Consider the following 15,998-nt stretch of genomic DNA (forward strand, 5'->3'; position numbering starts at 1 on the left):
GGGATTTTTTATTTCTATAATTTATAGTTGAAACCAACTCCGAATACCTCCCTGATCTGGAAAGCGCCTACGGCATTGTCGTCATAAATAGCCTGGAACAATAAGTTTGCAGAAAGAAATTCGTTGATTCCCATTTGCAGGTTCATCAGGTAATCTATATCCACATTCCCAGGCTTGTCCAGGTAATTGGAATACAGGTTGATGGAATTCTCCATTCTTACGTTTTCAACAATGTCGAAAGCCGCAAGAGCGGTTAGCGAGGCACCAAATTCAAAACGCATCCCCTCGCCGGCATCCACACCAAAATAATCACCATCCATATACTCTGGACCTGAAGTAAAGGCTTTGTCTACAAAAATAAAACGAGCGGTTGCAGGCGCCAGGTTCACCATGAAATCATCTCCTTTTTTCCACATGATACCGGGACCGGTTTGTAAATAGGCCGGTGAAAAGGCATGCGTGGTTTCTGTTCTGATCGTTTCGCCTGTTTCGGCATCTTCGGAAAACTCATAACCCTTCGCAAATTGTGTTCTGAAGTTCAAAAACCAGGAATAGTAAAAATTGCTATTATTGATCTCTTTTTCCAGCTACGGAATTCAGTTCAAAGCGGTCGCTGGTCTTTCTGGCAAAATCATCACCCTTTACCTTGGTAAGACCATAGTTCGCCAGGATTTTGTTGTCCCAGGTAAAATCGTCCATCTTATAATTGAAATCGTAGTTCAGGTTCAGGTTCCCGGCAATGCTGGAAGTACCTCCTCCGGTCCATTCCGCATTAAAGGCAGACTGGTTAAACAATAATTGAATGTTTCCATCGGTTTTCCAGCCGTTCGGGATCGAATCAGTTTCTGTCTCCTGCGCACTTGCAGTAAGAAAAAGGCCCAAAGTAAGGCCCATCGCTAATAGTTTTTTCATATTTGATTTTTTGGTTTTTTGTATAGTGGCACCGATGAACAGGCCTCCCCGTACATCAAACTTTTTACCACCGGTTGCAATTTGTTAGTGAGCAGTACATACGCGTTCTTCGGAACAGGTTTTCTGGAGCAACCTTTAATAATGACCGGCTGATCTTCCAGACCTGAAACGTCCAGCTTATCGATAATTTCAGCATACAACACGGTTTCCAGCATTTCCAGATCACCGATAACCGTCTTTTTTGCAACACCTTCAAGGTACGTGGAAACCAGCATATACGCCCATGCCGGCACAATAGCATCGGTTGAGCAGTTCAGCGCCACGTAAGCGCCTTTAAAGGTTGCCCAGTCGTATTCTTTAGCTTGCTGGCGAAACTCTTTTTCCCGCAGTACAAAACCGTCCTGTAACCAGTCACTGATGTCGAAGCTCACGCGCGGTCCTTCCGGATAGTACTCTTCCAGGTTGAAGGTCACCAGTTTGCTCTGCGCTACTCTGTTTACGATCTCTTCAGCCATTTTTTCAGAATTTTATAAAAGTCCGAGTTCCAGTTTCGCTCCTTCGCTCATCAAATCCTGGCTCCATGGCGGGTCAAAAGTGATCTCCACCTCGCAATCGTTCACCATATCCAGTGATTTCACTTTTTCTTCCACTTCCTGCGGAAGCGTTTCCGCTACCGGGCAATTAGGAGTCGTTAAGGTCATCAGGATCTTTACATCATGATCAGTGCTGACCATCACATCGTAAATGAGGCCCAGCTCGTAGATATCTACAGGAATTTCAGGATCATAAATGGTCTTTAAAACCTTTACGATCTTCTCCCCGAGTTCCTGTGTGTTTATTTCGTCTTCCATCTTATTTCAATTGAGTTTGGTATGCCACTGCATACATTTTTAATTGTTTCACCATGCTTACGAGTCCGTTAGCCCTGGTAGGAGAAAGATGCTCTTTCAGGCCAATTTCGTCGATGAACTTGGTGTTTGCTTCGATAATTTCCGAAGGATGCTGGTTGGAAAACACCCTGATCAGAATGGCGACAATCCCTTTAGTGATGATCGCATCACTATCAGCCGTAAAAACCAGTTTATCCCCGTCCAGTTCTGCATGAACCCAAACCTTGCTCTGGCAGCCCTTGATCAGGTTTTCATCGATCTTATATTTTTCATCAATAAGCGGCAGCGATTTACCGAGTTCGATCATATATTCATAACGCTGCATCCAGTCGTCGAACATGGCAAATTCGTCAATTACCTCCTGTTGTTTTTCCTCTATACTCATAGACTAATTTTAAGCAAAAGTACAATAAGAACATCTGCTATTCAACATTTTCTGATAATCCCTGAATAGGTTCAATTAATAGAAAGTCTTCCGAATAAGAGCCCGGTGGCTTTTGAAAACGATTTTTCAGAAATTTTTCTTCTGAAATTCACGCAGCTGTAATGCCACTGCTATTGAAGCATCATTTTGGCCTTTTTTACGGCTTCGATAAACCGATCGATCTCTTCAAAAGTATTATAGAAAGAAAAAGAAGCTCTTACGGTACCTGGAATATTGAAGAAATCCATAATTGGCTGGGCACAGTGATGACCTGTTCTCACGGCAATACCCATCTTGTCCAGCAGCGTACCGATATCATAAGGATGCAAACCATCGATATTGAAAGAGATCACCGAAGTTTTTTCAGCAGCCTCTCCATAGATCACCATTCCGTCGATCTCCTTCAGTTTATTGGTGGCGTAATGAAGTAATTCCTGCTCGTAAGCCGCAATATTCTCAAAACCGATCGCATTCATATAATCCAGTGCTGCTGCAAAGGCAATCCCGCCGCAAATGTTTGGTGTACCGGCTTCGAATTTGTGAGGCAGGCCGGCATACGTTGTCTTCTCAAAAGTAACCGTAGCAATCATCTCACCTCCACCTTGATAAGGAGGCAGTTTTTCCAGCCATTCTTCCTTACCGTAAAGCATACCAACCCCGGTTGGACCGCACATTTTATGAGCAGAAACCACATAAAAATCTACATCGAGAGCCTGTACATCAGCCTTGATGTGTGGTGCAGCCTGTGCACCGTCGACCAGGACAGCGGCTCCAAATTCGTGGGCTTTATCAATGATCTTTTTAATGGGGTTTACGGTTCCCAGCGCATTGGAAACATGATTTACGAAGACCATTTTGGTCTTTTCAGAAATCAGTTTTTCCAACTCGCTGATCAGCAATTCCCCCTTCAGATCCATAGGGATCACTTTCAGTTTCGCTCCGGTTCGCTCGCAAAGCATTTGCCACGGAACAATATTGGAATGATGCTCCATGGCTGAAACCAGGACTTCATCACCTTCGCGTAATTCCGAAGAAAAACCATTGGCAATTAAATTGATACCATGTGTGGTACCAGAAGTAAATATAATTTCATGAGCCTTGGCTGCATTGAAATGTTGGCGAACGGTCTCACGAGCCTGTTCGTATCTATCAGTCGCTTCCTGCGACAGGGCGTGAACACCGCGATGAATATTCGCGTTGTAATTCGAGTAATAATCTGAAATGGTATCGATCACCTGCTGCGGAGTTTGAGAAGTCGCCGCATTATCAAAATAAACCAGCGGATAGCCATTCACTTTTCTCTTCAGAATAGGAAAATCTTTCCTGATCTTTTCTACATCTAAAGTCGCAGTTTGCCGACTCATCTCCGTCTAATTTTCAGATTTATATTATAAGTTGTAACCCAGTTCTACACCAAGTTTCGTAGCGATCAGTTTATTGATACGCGATTTCACCTCGGGAATTTTTACGCTTTCCAATACATTGTTGGCAAAAGCATACATCAGCAATCCGCGGGCTTCTTTTCGTGGAATCCCTCTTGACTGAAGGTAGAACAAAGCCTCTTCGTCCAGCTGACCAATAGTACAACCGTGACTACAGGCCACATCATCAGCAAAAATCTCTAACTGAGGTTTGGAGTTGATCGTTGCTTTGTCATCAGCCAGGATATTGTTATTCGCCTGGTAAGCATCGGTTTTTTGGGCTTCTTTCTCTACCAGTACCTTTCCGTTGAAAACACCGGTTGAGCTGTCACCAAAAATTCCTTTATAATCCTGGTGGCTTTCACAATTTGGTTCGATATGGTGAACAAGCGTATTGTGATCTACATGTTGTTTATCTTCGATGATCGTCACACCTTTCAGAATAGAATTGATGCGTTCACCTTTCTGATAAAAATTCAGGTTATTTCTGGTCAGTTTTCCGCCAAAAGAGAACGTGTGAACAGAAACTTCGGTCTCGCCTTTTTGCTCGATAAAGGTATTATCAATCAATGAAGCTGAAGATTTATCATTCTGAATCTTGTAATAATCTACGATCGCACGCTTTTCAGCAAAAATTTCGGTTACCGAATTGGTTAAAACCGGATGATCGGTAAGGCTCTGATGTCTTTCAATGATCTGAACATGTGAATTCTCTCCTGCTACGATCAAATTTCTTGGCTGAAGCAGCAGAGACGTTTCATTTCCAGTTGAAAAATTGATGATCTGGATAGGCTTATCAGCCATTTTATTCTTGTGGATGTGGATGAAAGCTCCTTCGCGGGCGAAAGCCGTATTCAGGCTATTCAAACCACTTTTTGGCGCGATCTTATTGAAATAATTTTCAATGACCGGCTGGTATTTTTCCTTGTTCAGCGCGGAAGACATCAGGCACACATCGATCTTGTCATGGGTGGTTTCCGATAAATGTGAAGAGTAGATCCCGTCAATAAAAACCAGTTTATAGCTGTCAATATCGTGGATCAAATACTTTTTGATGTCTTTGTAATCTATCGCATCTTCTTTCTTCGGAAACACGCTGTAATCGTGCTTCAGAATAGAGTTTAGCGAGGTATATTTCCAGTTCTCATCCTTTCGGCTTGGAAAACCAAAGTTTTCGAAGTCCCTGATAGCCTGAGTCCGAACCGGGTTCAGATGGCTGTCTGGGTCCAGGCTTTCTTCAAAAGCCATGAAGGATGAGATGAGTTTATCTTTTAATTCCATTTCGTTCAATTAATCTGTTCAACACTTATTTCAGTACCCTGAAAGCAAATGTTTAAACTGCTTTTTCCTGTTTGATCCAGTCGTAGCCTCTTTCTTCCAGTTCGTAAGCCAGTTCTTTTCCTCCAGACTTCACGATTTTACCATCAACCAATACATGAACAAAATCTGGCACGATATAATTCAACAGTCTCTGGTAGTGCGTAATTAGAAGAACCGCGTTGTCTTCTCTTCTCAATTTATTCACACCATCGGCTACGATCTTCAATGCATCGATATCCAGGCCAGAATCAGTCTCATCAAGAATAGACAATTTTGGATCGAGCATCGCCATCTGGAAAATTTCGTTACGCTTCTTCTCTCCTCCGGAAAAGCCCTGGTTCAGGGAACGAGAAAGAAATTTCCTGTCAATTTCCAGCATTTCAGATTTTTCGCGAATCAGCTTCAGCATTTCATTCGCCGGCATGTCTTCCAAACCTCTGGCTTTACGCTGTGCGTTGATGGCCGTTTTCATGAAGTTGGTTACTGACACGCCCGGAATTTCAACCGGATACTGGAAAGAAAGAAAAATACCTTTATGGGAACGCTCTTCCGGATCCAATTCCTGAAGGTCTTCCCCTTCAAAGATCATTTCACCGTTCGTCACCTCGTATTCTTCTCTTCCTGCAATCACAGAAGAAAGCGTACTTTTTCCGGAACCGTTCGGCCCCATGATCGCGTGCACCTCTCCAGGTTTGATTTCAAGATTAATCCCTTTCAGGATTTCCTTATCTTCAATATTTGCGTGTAAGTTGTTTATATGTAACATACCTGTCTATCTATTTACTGCCATGGGCAGTTTTTATTCTTTATCGTTTTTCTTGTTTTCTATCGTATCTTTTTCAGAAATTGACTCTGGGATTTCCAGAATTTGCTGAATTTCGATCACCTCTTTCCAGCCTTCCTGCTCGGGATTGGGAACGATCTTCGCTTTTACCGTTACCGGAACCATTTCAAAATCATCTGATTTTAATGGCGCGATCTCTTCGGCCAGTTTTTTTGACATGGAATCCAGCGTCACCCCGTACACAAAATTTTCTCCCCTAATCACCGCTGCATCTGCGCCGTATACGAATTCACCTTTCAAAACCTGTATACTGTCTGGCAGCTTCTCCTGTTTCGGTTGACTCATCAGCTCCTTACGGCCATCATCCTGGCAGGCAACCAACATCATCAGGCTCAATAGCAATCCAAAAATCTTCTTCATAACTCCAAAATTCCGGTTCTATCCTACAGAACCTTCCAGTGAAATTTCCAATAATTTTTGCGCCTCTACAGCAAATTCCATCGGCAATTTATTCAGTACTTCTTTACTGAAACCGTTCACGATCAGGGCGATCGCTTTTTCAGTATCAATACCTCGTTGGTTACAATAGAAGATTTGGTCCTCCCCGATCTTACTGGTCGTAGCCTCATGCTCCACTTTTGCCGATTTATTATTCACCTCGATATACGGGAACGTATGCGCCCCGCATTTATTCCCCATCAAAAGGGAATCACATTGTGAAAAATTCCTTGCGTTTTCTGCACGGCGATTTACCTGAACCAGCCCACGATACGAGTTCTGTGATTTTCCCGCGGAAATACCTTTGGAAATAATCGTGCTCTTGGTATTTTTTCCAAGATGGATCATTTTGGTTCCCGTATCTGCCTGCTGAAAATTGTTGGTCACCGCAATCGAATAGAATTCTCCAACTGAATTATCCCCTTTCAGGATACAGCTAGGATATTTCCAGGTTACGGCAGAACCCGTTTCAACCTGGGTCCAGGAGATCTTGGCGTTCTTTTCGCAAAGTCCGCGTTTGGTTACGAAGTTAAAAACCCCGCCTTTCCCGTCTTTCCCTCCGGGGAACCAGTTTTGTACCGTACTGTACTTAATCTCTGCTCCATCCAGCGCGATAAGCTCCACTACTGCGGCATGCAACTGGTTTTCATCCCGCATCGGCGCGGTACAACCTTCAAGATAACTCACGTAACTGTCTTCATCTGCAATAACCAGGGTCCTTTCGAACTGTCCTGTTCCTGCCTGGTTGATTCGGAAATAGGTGGAAAGTTCCATAGGGCATCTAACACCTTTTGGAATATAACAGAAAGACCCATCACTAAATACTGCGGAATTCAACGCCGCATAAAAGTTATCTTTCTTCGGAACTACCGAACCGATATATTTTTTTACCAGTTCCGGGTGTTCTTTGATCGCTTCAGAAATCGAACAGAAAATAATGCCTTTTTCAGCAAGTGTCTTTTTAAAAGTAGTGGTTACAGAAACCGAATCCATCACTACATCAACGGCCACACCAGCCAATTTCTTCTGCTCATCAATAGAGATTCCCAGCTTTTTGAAGGTATCCAGCAATTCTGGATCCACATCGTCTAAACTGTCATATTTCGGCTTTTTGTTGGGTGCCGAATAATAACTGATATTTTGAAAATCTGGTTTTTTGTAATGAACATTCGCCCAGTCTGGCTCCACCATCTCTTCCCAGTAGCGGAAAGCCTCGAGGCGCCATTCGGTCATCCATTCCGGCTCTTCTTTCTTCTTCGAAATTGCCCGAACGATATCTTCATTCAAACCAACAGGAAGCGTATCAGATTCGATATCGGTGTAAAAACCGTATTCGTATTCTTTGGATTCCAGTTCTTTCTTTAAATCATCTTCGGTATATGCCATGTCGTCTAATTCTAAATTTGCTTCAGCGGTAAAAACCGCGTTTTACTACTTCATCTTATAGCCTATAGCGAAAAACTTTCGCCACATCCACAGGTCCGCTGTGCATTCGGGTTATTGAACACAAAACCTTTGCCGTTCAACCCACCAGAATATTCCAAAATGGTTCCGGCAAGGTACAACACACTTCGTTTGTCTACCACGATCTTCACATCGTTGTCTTCAAACACCTTATCCCCTTCATTTTGAGACTTATCGAATTTCAATTCATACGATAACCCCGAACATCCACCGCTTCGAACGCCCACTCGAACATAATCGGTTTGAGCGTTGAAACCTTCCTCGGTCATCAGAGCAGAGATCTTCGTTTTAGCCTCGTTACTTACTTTAATCATAGACTACCAAGATTAATTCTAAATTGGGCACAAATATACTACAATACGAACGTTTTACCATAGAGCCCGCATATGTTTTAAGAATTGATTTATAGACTTCCTCAATAGAATATGTGATCAGGCTCCTGTAAATCAAAACTTCTGCCTTCGGTTTTCGCGTTTGCAGAATAATGCTGTAATTTTGCACCTTAAAATTGCTATTATGTTTGAAAATAGTCAGGAACAACGTACAAACCTTTCAGAGCTTGGAGAATTTGGGCTTATTGACCATCTCACCAAACAGCTCGAAAGCAAACAGGAATCAACGATCAAAGGCATTGGTGATGATGCCGCGGTAATCGATTTCAAGCACAAGCAAACGCTTGTGAGTACCGATTTCCTGGTGGAAGGAGTTCATTTTGACCTGGCCTATATGCCATTGAAGCATTTGGGATACAAAGCGGTCATGGTAAATTTGTCAGACATTTATGCGATGAACGGAACGGCCAGCCAGGTCACCGTGAGCATAGCCGTTTCCAATCGTTTCCCGGTCGAAGCCCTGGAAGAGCTGTATGCCGGGATTCAACTGGCGGCCAAAATGTATCAGGTAGATGTGGTGGGTGGCGACACGACCTCCTCAACATCCGGGCTTATCATTTCAGTTACCGCAATAGGTTATGCGGAAGAAAAAGAAGTTGTTTACCGCTCTGGTGCGAAAGCCAATGATCTTTTGGTGGTAACCGGTGATCTTGGAGCCGCTTATATGGGACTTCAGATTCTGGAACGCGAAAAGCAAGTTTTTAAAGCAAATCCGAATGCCCAGCCAGATCTCGATCAATATACTTACCTCATCGAAAGACAGCTGAAACCGGAAGCCCGGAAAGACATCCCGCCGCTCTTGAAAGCTCTTGACGTGAAGCCAACCTCGATGATCGACATTAGTGACGGACTTTCTTCTGAAATCATTCATTTGTGTAAAAATTCCAAAGTAGGCGCCAATCTTTTCGAAGAAAAAATTCCGCTTGATCCTGCATTGATTTCAGTTTGTGAGGAGTTTGAACTGGACAGCACGACTGTGGCGCTCAGCGGTGGTGAAGACTATGAATTACTGTTCACCATCGACCAGGGAGACTATGATAAAATCAAAGGAAACCCAAATTTAACGGTTATCGGGCATATCGCGGAAGAAAAAGAAGGGATGCACCTCATCACCAGGGCCAATCAAAAACTACCACTGATCGCCCGCGGCTGGAACTCGATGCCCAAAGAAGATTAAGAAGCTTTTGCGAAGAAAACCCGCTTGCGCCTTTTGTGAATCTTCGCAAGGTAAGCATTGGTTTCCTTAAATTTTGGGGTAAGTCTCGCCAGCAACCCATCTGCCGTATCGGTCATTTCCATACCACACTTCGCGCACTGGTATTCGTGCACATGATTTGTAATGTTTTTTGACACTTTTAACTGATGCCCAAAAACCCGGCAATAAACCTGTGATATGGAAAACGAAGTAGGACGTTTATGTTTCATATAAGGTTAATTTTCTGATTTATAGAATTCTAAAATATAAAATATAGTTAATGTTTCGACAAAAAGTATTAATTAATCGATGAAATGCATAGTTTTTGTTAAATTATCTCGATCTTCCATATAGGAATTATGCCCTCTTTTCAACGGAACAAAATCTGCCCGACATTCCTCTGCCAGAAGCTTTAATCCATTGATATCCAATATCGGGTCATCTTCCGAAGCGATGAAAAGCTTCTGTTTATCGAAAGATTGAAGCTCCATTACATAATTTGTACGAATTTTCATACCTTTTAATGCTGCCTGAATGTTTTTTGCTGAAAGTTGACCGGCTCGTTTCTTCAAAGAGTCAATTTCCGCAGCGAATAATTTCCTGCTTTCATCGGTATACAAATTAGAAATTGCCATGCTCACAAATGCCTTTTTATTTCTTCCCACCAGCCTGACCGATTTATCCCTGATCGCCTTCTTTTCTACAGAATCTTCAGCCGGTGTTGAATTAATCAACACCACCGCTTTCAACATCTTAGGAAATTTCCGTAGAAATTCCAAACTCACGTAGCCACCCATGCTGTGACCGGCAATGCTAAATCCCCCTATTCCAACATGATCTGTCACTGCCTTTACCACTTCGGCCATCAAAGACATTTCGTGAATCTCAGCAAATCCATCGGTTTTTCCGTGGCCGGGCAAATCGATGCAAATTACCTGCCGCGATTTCTGAAGATCATTCACCAGTTCGTCCCATATCCGGGAATCTTCCAGAAATCCGTGTAACAAAACCAGCGGATTTCCTTTCCCTGCGCTGGTATAATGCACATTCTTATTTCGAAACTGTATTTCCATCATCAAAAAACGGGTTCAAAAATGAACCCGTTCTATTTAAAATTGGTTAATCCTATATTAAGAATTCATGATCTCTTCAATCTCATCGGCTTCGATAGGAATGTTTCGCATCAAATTGAATGGCTCTCCTTTTTCCTGGATCACCACATCATCTTCCAATCTAATTCCGAAACCTTCATCTGGAATGTAAATTCCCGGTTCCACCGTGAAAACCTGGTTGGCTTCCATAGGCTCGGTCAAAATTCCGTAATCATGTGTATCAAGACCAATATGGTGTGAAGTTCCGTGCATGAAATATTTCTTGTAGGCCGGCCAGTCTGGATCTTCATTCTGAACATCAGCCTTATCCAACAATCCCAGGCCTAATAATTCCGAAGTCATCATTTTTCCAACTTCCACATGATATTCTTTCCAAAGAGTTCCCGGAACAAGCAATTTTGTGGCCTCATTCTTCACCTTATTCACAGCATTGTAAACTTCTTTCTGTCTTTTGGTAAACTTTCCGGAAACCGGGATCGTTCTACTTAAATCACTGGAATAATTGGCATATTCCGCACCGGTATCAAGCAAAATCAATTCGCCTTCCTTACACTGCGCATTGTTCTCAATATAATGCAGCACGCAGGCATTTTTCCCACTGGCGATAATTGGCGTGTAAGCAAAACCTTTAGATCGATTCCTGATCATTTCATGGTAATATTCTGCTTCAATCTCGTATTCCCAAACGCCCGGCTTTACAAAACCAAGTGTTCTTCGGAATGCCTTTTCGGTGATATCACAAGCCTTCTGCATTAGATCCAGCTCAATTGGATCTTTAACGGAACGCAATCTTTGTAGAATAGGATTTGCTTTTGCTACCTGGTGCGCCGGATATTTCTCCTTACACCATTTAATAAAGCGGTCATCGCGGGTTTCGGTTTCGTGTGCGGCGCGATAATGTTCATTAGTATTCAGGTAAACGGTATCGCACTGCGTCATCACTTCAAAAAACACACGATCAAAATCCTTCAGCCAGTAAACGGTTTTAATTCCGCTGGTCTCAAAAGCATCGTCTTTGGTAAGTTTCGCACCTTCCCAAACCGCGATATGATCGTTTGTTTCAGTCAGGAAAAGAATTTCGCGATGTTTTGGATCTGGTGCATCGGGAAATAAAACCAGGATACTTTTGTCCTGATCCACACCGCTCAGGTAAAAAATATCCCTGTTCTGCTGAAAAGGCATGGTACTGTCGGCCCCAATTGGATAAATATCATTCGAATTAAAAACCGCCAGACTGTTCGGCTTCATTTTCTCCATGAAGTTCTTGCGGTTTTTCACGAACAGTTTTGAATCGATTTTATCGTATTTCATATCAGTTTATTTCAATTTCCTCAAAATTAACTGGATTTGATGGCAATAACCAGAATATTGATTTAAAATTTCAACTGAAGCCATCTTTTAGTATTTTTAGGCGATTAAGGCTAAAACATGAAAAAACTTTACACGACGCTGGGCCTGTCTCTTTTGATTTCAGGAACCGGCATTTTTGCACAACAAGAGGTTACTTCCGGGAAAGATTACCGGGCGGCCATTGAGAAAAAACTGGAACTCAACCAACAATCGATCGTTAAGAACATCCCTTTTAAAAATGTGGGACCTACAGTAATGAGCGGCCGGGTAACCGATTTGGCCGTGAACCCGGAAGATCCAACCGAGTTCTATGTAGCCTACGCTACGGGAGGAGTTTGGCATACCAAAAATAACGGAACCACCTTCCAGTCTGTAACAGATAATGCTCCAACTTTAAAAATTGGAGATATCGCCAAAGACTGGAAAAACGGGACACTTTGGGTAGGAACCGGGGAAGTGAATGCCTCCCGTTCTTCTTATGCCGGAATCGGGATGATGAAAACGGAAGATGATGGGGAAACCTGGGAAGTAATGGGTTTGCCAGATTCACACCATATAAGCAGGATTTTGATCAATCCTGAAAATCCTGATGAAATCGTGGTTGGAGTAACGGGTCACCTCTATTCTGATAATGCGGAAAGAGGAATTTTCAAAACTACCGATGGTGGCCAAACCTGGACGAAAAAGTTATTCATCAATGAGCATACCGGAATTATAGATGTTGCGGTCAATCCTGATAATTATGCTGAAATGTATGCAGCAGCCTGGGACAAAGACCGAAAAGCCTGGGATTTTAAAGAAGGTGGAGAATCCAGTGGAATCTACAAAAGCACCGATTCTGGGGATACCTGGGAGTTGATCTCCACTAAATCTTCAGGATTTCCTACCGGGGATGGTGTTGGCCGAATCGGGATTTCAGTTTTCGACGGTAATACGGTTTACGCAATTGTCGACAACCAGAACCACCGCCCGGATGAAGATAAAAAAGAGGAAAAACCGGAAGGTCTTCAGAAGAAAGATTTCGATAAAATGAGTCAGTCGAAATTCCTGAAACTCGAAGATGAAGAATTGGAAAAATTCCTTCGGTCTAACGGATTTCAGGATCAATATACCGCTGAAAGCGTCAAGGAAATGGTTCGTAAAGGTTCGATCGAACCAAAAGATCTTTCCATTTACCTTGGTAAAGATGCGATGGAAAACATGCTGAATACTCCGGTTATTGGCGCGGAAGTCTACCGCTCTGACGATGCTGGGAAAACCTGGAAAAGAACCCATGACGATTACCTGGATGACCTGTATTACAGTTATGGTTATTACTTCGGGATGGTTCATGTAGACCCACAGGATAAAGACGGCATCTATATTTATGGTGTACCCATCATCAAATCTAAAGACGGCGGAAAAACTTTCAAATCCATAGATGCCAGCAACGTCCATTCCGATCACCACACTCTTTGGATCGACCCTAATAAAAGCGGCCACCTAATTAACGGGAACGATGGGGGTGTAAACATCAGTTACGATGATGGCGAGACCTGGATCAAAAATAACACTCCCGCTGTTGGCCAGTTTTACAGCGTAAATGTCGACAATGAGAAAAATTATAATGTCTACGGCGGACTCCAGGATAATGGTGTTTGGGTAGGTCCTCACAATTATGAAGAAGGACCGGGATGGCAGGCTTCCGGAGAATATGGTTACGAATCGATCATGGGTGGTGACGGTATGCAGGTGGAAATTGATTCGCGGGATGCTGATATTGTGTATACAGGATTCCAATTCGGAAGCTATTTCAGGATCAATCGCAAAACCGGAGAGCGCTCTTACATCCAGCCGAAGCATTCTCTGGGAGAAGCACCTTATCGTTTTAACTGGCAAAGCCCGATCTTACTGTCTCCTCACAACCAGGATATCGTGTACTTCGGAACAAATAAGCTGATGCGCAGCATGGACCAGGGAGAAAACTGGCAGCCAATTTCCGAAGATCTGACGCATGGTGGAAAAGAAGGCGACGTACCTTATGGAACTTTGGCTTCGGTGACAGAATCGCCATTTCAGTTCGGGTTGATCTATACCGGAAGCGACGATGGCTATATTTACCGCACCAAGGATGGTGGCGGGAGCTGGACAAAGATCAGCGACAAGCTTCCGCAGGATCTTTGGGTTTCCAGGCTGGTAGCTTCGGAACATTCTAAAGAGCGCGTGTATGCAACTTTGAACGGTTATCGCTGGGATGATTTTAAACCTTATGTATATGTTTCCGAAGATTACGGAACGACCTGGAAAGCGATCAGCTCTAATTTGCCATTATCACCGGTGAATGTGATTCGAGAAGACCCTGCAAATGAAAAGATCCTCTATTTGGGAACAGACAACGGTTTGTATGTATCGCTTGATCGCGGCGCAAGCTGGCAGGCTTTTAGTGCCAATTTCCCTAATGTCCCGGTTCACGATCTTCGTGTTCAGGAAAGAGACAAAGACCTGGTGGTGGGCACCCATGGACGCTCGATTTACATCGCTGATATTTCACCGATTTCAGATATGGACCTCGATAAAATGGAGGACGCGCTCAGCGTTTCATCAGCCAAGGAAATTCGCTTTTCCCCGAGATGGGGCAACAGCTACAGCAAATGGATGGATCCTTATGTGCCGGAATTGCCTATTAGCTTTTATACTTCTGAAGCTGGCAAAGCCACGATCACTATTCAGGATGATAAAGGAAACGAACTTCAGAAGTTCGAGGTAGACGCCGATAAGGGTTTCAATACTGCGGAATACGATCTTACGATCACCGAAAGCGGAAAGGAGCAACTTCAGAAAGCTGATGAAAAAACGACCATTTCCAAAGCGGCCAACGAAAAATTCTATATTCCGGTTGGAAAGTATACGATGCAGCTCCAATTAAATGGGAAAACCGCTGAAACGAAATTTGAAGTCACAGGCGGTCGCGGTGGCAATCGCGAGCCAGAACCGGAAGCCTACGGGGAGCCGGGTGAAACTTATTAATTAGTTTCCTGACATATTATTCATAAAGGCCCAGGCGATTTCTTAATCGCCTGTTGTCTTTTTGGAGCTTTTCGATCTGCCCCAGTAAGTGATGTATCGCTTCGAGACCTTCGAGATTGATCTTCAGATCGCGCGAAAGACGGATCATTTTTTCAAAATTCGTTAAGCTGTCCTGCGGAATGTATTCTGTCTTTTCAATGGTGATCACCTCGATGATCCCGCTATCAAAAAGCGATCGCACAAATTTCCTTTCTACTTTATAGCGAACACAAATTTCTTCTGCCGGGATTAGATCTTCACGTTTCATAATCCTGATTTTTGAAGTTTTTCAAATAATTCTTTCTGCTCGGCCGTCAGTTTTTCCGGCATGTTCACCTTATAGGTCACGAATAGGTCCCCAAAACCTTCTTTTTTATACTTCGGAAAACCTTTTCCTTTTAATTTTACCTTCGCGCCATTCTGGGTTCCGGGTTTCACTTTAAGCCGCACCTTTCCTGTAAAGGTTTCTACCTCGATTTCCCCTCCCAGAACTGCGGTGGAAAGGCTGATCTGTTTTTCAGCATACAAATGCTCCTTTTCGCGTTTAAAGGAAGTATCATTCAGGATATTAAAGGTAATATACAAATCCCCTTTGGGACCACCCTGGATCCCCGGGCCGCCGTGACCTTTAATTTTGATCGTCTGCCCGTCTTCCACGCCGGCTGGAATCGTTAACCTGATATTTTTACCATTGACGGTAAGCGTTTGCTTCTGGCTTTCGTAAATATCGCTCAACCGAAGCTGCAGCTCTGCGTTAAAATCCTGGCCTTTGTAATGACCGCCACGACCGGAACCATGAGCCCTCGCCCTTCCACCGAACATCTGCTCGAAAAAGTCAGAAAACGTATCGTCATCAAAATTCCCGGAATAGGCATACTGCTGCCCCCCGCCGAAGCCTCCGCCAAAACCACTACCTCCGGCAGCACTTTGCTGCCTTTTAGCCTGTTCAAACTGCTCGGCATGCTGCCAGTCTTTTCCATACTGGTCATATTTCTTCCGTTTCTCAGGATCACTTAAAACTTCGTGAGCTTCATTGATCTGCTGAAAACGTGCCTGGGCTTCTTTATCGTTTGGATTGAGATCAGGATGGTACTTCCGCGCCAGTTTTCGATAGGCTTTTTTAATGTCTTTTGCAGTTGCCGATTGATCCAGTTCGAGTAGTTTATAATAATCTATGAACTCCATGAACAA

At 43.4% G+C, this 15,998-nt stretch carries 16 protein-coding genes and 1 pseudogene; 2 read left to right on the plus strand and 15 right to left on the minus strand.

Annotation, left to right across the window (positions count from 1 at the left end):
• Nucleotides 1-14: 14 nt before the first annotated feature.
• The 10 genes and pseudogenes from GRFL_RS06065 to GRFL_RS06110 all read right to left on the minus strand — a co-directional run bounded on the left by GRFL_RS06065 (nt 15) and on the right by GRFL_RS06110 (nt 8,027).
• Nucleotides 15-912 (minus strand): annotated as a pseudogene (locus tag GRFL_RS06065) (DUF3078 domain-containing protein).
• Entirely contained in the window at nt 909-1,427 is a 519-nt protein-coding gene (locus tag GRFL_RS06070) for a DUF2480 family protein (protein ID WP_083643761.1), read from the minus strand. Before GRFL_RS06070 ends, GRFL_RS06065 begins: the two are co-directional and overlap by 4 nt.
• Nucleotides 1,428-1,439: 12 nt before the next feature.
• A complete protein-coding gene (locus GRFL_RS06075; RefSeq protein ID WP_083643762.1) occupies nt 1,440-1,763 on the minus strand; it encodes an SUF system Fe-S cluster assembly protein in 324 nt (107 codons plus the stop codon).
• 1 nt (nt 1,764) lies between these two features.
• Nucleotides 1,765-2,187 (minus strand): SufE family protein, encoded by a 423-nt coding sequence (locus tag GRFL_RS06080; RefSeq protein ID WP_083643763.1) that lies wholly within the window; start codon nt 2,185-2,187, stop codon nt 1,765-1,767.
• A gap of 170 nt (nt 2,188-2,357) precedes the next feature.
• Nucleotides 2,358-3,590 (minus strand): aminotransferase class V-fold PLP-dependent enzyme, encoded by a 1,233-nt coding sequence (locus tag GRFL_RS06085; protein WP_083643764.1) that lies wholly within the window; start codon nt 3,588-3,590, stop codon nt 2,358-2,360.
• Between the two features lie 24 nt (nt 3,591-3,614).
• Nucleotides 3,615-4,928 carry a Fe-S cluster assembly protein SufD gene (sufD, locus tag GRFL_RS06090; protein ID WP_083645984.1) on the minus strand — a complete coding sequence of 438 codons (1,314 nt, stop codon included), beginning with the start codon at nt 4,926-4,928 and terminating at the stop codon, nt 3,615-3,617.
• Nucleotides 4,929-4,980: 52 nt separating this feature from the next.
• Nucleotides 4,981-5,733 (minus strand): Fe-S cluster assembly ATPase SufC, encoded by a 753-nt coding sequence (gene sufC / locus GRFL_RS06095; protein WP_083643765.1) that lies wholly within the window; start codon nt 5,731-5,733, stop codon nt 4,981-4,983.
• 33 nt (nt 5,734-5,766) lie between these two features.
• On the minus strand, nt 5,767-6,171 hold the full coding sequence (locus tag GRFL_RS06100) for a hypothetical protein (protein WP_083643766.1): 405 nt from the start codon (nt 6,169-6,171) through the stop codon (nt 5,767-5,769).
• Between the two features lie 18 nt (nt 6,172-6,189).
• The gene (gene sufB / locus GRFL_RS06105) at nt 6,190-7,635 is read right to left on the minus strand and encodes a Fe-S cluster assembly protein SufB (protein WP_083643767.1); all 1,446 of its coding nucleotides are present in this window, start codon (nt 7,633-7,635) and stop codon (nt 6,190-6,192) included.
• A gap of 62 nt (nt 7,636-7,697) precedes the next feature.
• Nucleotides 7,698-8,027, minus strand: coding sequence for a HesB/IscA family protein (locus GRFL_RS06110; protein WP_083643768.1), 330 nt, complete (start codon nt 8,025-8,027; stop codon nt 7,698-7,700).
• Between the two features lie 202 nt (nt 8,028-8,229).
• Here GRFL_RS06110 and thiL point away from each other — a divergent pair, with 202 nt between their 5' ends.
• Nucleotides 8,230-9,282 carry a thiamine-phosphate kinase gene (thiL, locus tag GRFL_RS06115; protein WP_083643769.1) on the plus strand — a complete coding sequence of 351 codons (1,053 nt, stop codon included), beginning with the start codon at nt 8,230-8,232 and terminating at the stop codon, nt 9,280-9,282.
• Here thiL and GRFL_RS06120 read toward each other — a convergent pair.
• The 3 genes from GRFL_RS06120 to GRFL_RS06130 all read right to left on the minus strand — a co-directional run bounded on the left by GRFL_RS06120 (nt 9,279) and on the right by GRFL_RS06130 (nt 11,723).
• Nucleotides 9,279-9,530 carry a hypothetical protein gene (locus GRFL_RS06120; RefSeq protein WP_083643770.1) on the minus strand — a complete coding sequence of 84 codons (252 nt, stop codon included), beginning with the start codon at nt 9,528-9,530 and terminating at the stop codon, nt 9,279-9,281. The two genes, thiL and GRFL_RS06120, sit on opposite strands and share 4 nt — an antisense overlap.
• Before the next feature lie 72 nt (nt 9,531-9,602).
• Complete coding sequence (locus tag GRFL_RS06125; protein ID WP_083643771.1) at nt 9,603-10,376, minus strand: alpha/beta fold hydrolase; 774 nt, start codon at nt 10,374-10,376, stop codon at nt 9,603-9,605.
• Between the two features lie 54 nt (nt 10,377-10,430).
• The gene (locus GRFL_RS06130) at nt 10,431-11,723 is read right to left on the minus strand and encodes an aminopeptidase P family protein (protein WP_083643772.1); all 1,293 of its coding nucleotides are present in this window, start codon (nt 11,721-11,723) and stop codon (nt 10,431-10,433) included.
• Nucleotides 11,724-11,840: 117 nt separating this feature from the next.
• Here GRFL_RS06130 and GRFL_RS06135 point away from each other — a divergent pair, with 117 nt between their 5' ends.
• Nucleotides 11,841-14,768, plus strand: a complete 2,928-nt coding sequence (locus GRFL_RS06135) for a VPS10 domain-containing protein (RefSeq protein ID WP_083643773.1) — start codon at nt 11,841-11,843, stop codon at nt 14,766-14,768.
• 16 nt (nt 14,769-14,784) lie between these two features.
• On the opposite strand, the gene GRFL_RS06140 is transcribed toward GRFL_RS06135, so the two are convergent.
• Together GRFL_RS06140 and GRFL_RS06145 are read right to left on the minus strand one after the other, a co-directional pair.
• Nucleotides 14,785-15,075, minus strand: a complete 291-nt coding sequence (locus GRFL_RS06140) for a chaperone modulator CbpM (protein ID WP_083643774.1) — start codon at nt 15,073-15,075, stop codon at nt 14,785-14,787.
• Nucleotides 15,072-15,992: a DnaJ C-terminal domain-containing protein gene (locus GRFL_RS06145; RefSeq protein WP_083643775.1), complete on the minus strand. Its 921-nt coding sequence runs from the start codon at nt 15,990-15,992 to the stop codon at nt 15,072-15,074. The genes GRFL_RS06140 and GRFL_RS06145 overlap by 4 nt, the downstream gene beginning before the upstream one ends.
• Nucleotides 15,993-15,998 lie beyond the last annotated feature (6 nt).

Source organism: Christiangramia flava JLT2011 (genome assembly GCF_001951155.1).
GTDB lineage: Bacteria > Bacteroidota > Bacteroidia > Flavobacteriales > Flavobacteriaceae > Christiangramia > Christiangramia flava.

What these genes read in the sequence shown, in the direction of transcription:
- GRFL_RS06085 (WP_083643764.1), bottom strand. Translation starts at nt 3,590, where the DNA reads ATGAGTCGGCAAACTGCGACTTTAGATGTAGAAAAGATCAGGAAAGAT.
- GRFL_RS06130 (WP_083643772.1), bottom strand. Translation starts at nt 11,723, where the DNA reads ATGAAATACGATAAAATCGATTCAAAACTGTTCGTGAAAAACCGCAAG.
- sufC (WP_083643765.1), bottom strand. Translation starts at nt 5,733, where the DNA reads ATGTTACATATAAACAACTTACACGCAAATATTGAAGATAAGGAAATC.
- GRFL_RS06070 (WP_083643761.1), bottom strand. Translation starts at nt 1,427, where the DNA reads ATGGCTGAAGAGATCGTAAACAGAGTAGCGCAGAGCAAACTGGTGACC.
- thiL (WP_083643769.1), top strand. Translation starts at nt 8,230, where the DNA reads ATGTTTGAAAATAGTCAGGAACAACGTACAAACCTTTCAGAGCTTGGA.
- GRFL_RS06120 (WP_083643770.1), bottom strand. Translation starts at nt 9,530, where the DNA reads ATGAAACATAAACGTCCTACTTCGTTTTCCATATCACAGGTTTATTGC.
- GRFL_RS06135 (WP_083643773.1), top strand. Translation starts at nt 11,841, where the DNA reads ATGAAAAAACTTTACACGACGCTGGGCCTGTCTCTTTTGATTTCAGGA.
- GRFL_RS06100 (WP_083643766.1), bottom strand. Translation starts at nt 6,171, where the DNA reads ATGAAGAAGATTTTTGGATTGCTATTGAGCCTGATGATGTTGGTTGCC.
- sufB (WP_083643767.1), bottom strand. Translation starts at nt 7,635, where the DNA reads ATGGCATATACCGAAGATGATTTAAAGAAAGAACTGGAATCCAAAGAA.
- GRFL_RS06140 (WP_083643774.1), bottom strand. Translation starts at nt 15,075, where the DNA reads ATGAAACGTGAAGATCTAATCCCGGCAGAAGAAATTTGTGTTCGCTAT.
- sufD (WP_083645984.1), bottom strand. Translation starts at nt 4,928, where the DNA reads ATGGAATTAAAAGATAAACTCATCTCATCCTTCATGGCTTTTGAAGAA.
- GRFL_RS06075 (WP_083643762.1), bottom strand. Translation starts at nt 1,763, where the DNA reads ATGGAAGACGAAATAAACACACAGGAACTCGGGGAGAAGATCGTAAAG.
- GRFL_RS06080 (WP_083643763.1), bottom strand. Translation starts at nt 2,187, where the DNA reads ATGAGTATAGAGGAAAAACAACAGGAGGTAATTGACGAATTTGCCATG.
- GRFL_RS06110 (WP_083643768.1), bottom strand. Translation starts at nt 8,027, where the DNA reads ATGATTAAAGTAAGTAACGAGGCTAAAACGAAGATCTCTGCTCTGATG.
- GRFL_RS06125 (WP_083643771.1), bottom strand. Translation starts at nt 10,376, where the DNA reads ATGATGGAAATACAGTTTCGAAATAAGAATGTGCATTATACCAGCGCA.
- GRFL_RS06145 (WP_083643775.1), bottom strand. Translation starts at nt 15,992, where the DNA reads ATGGAGTTCATAGATTATTATAAACTACTCGAACTGGATCAATCGGCA.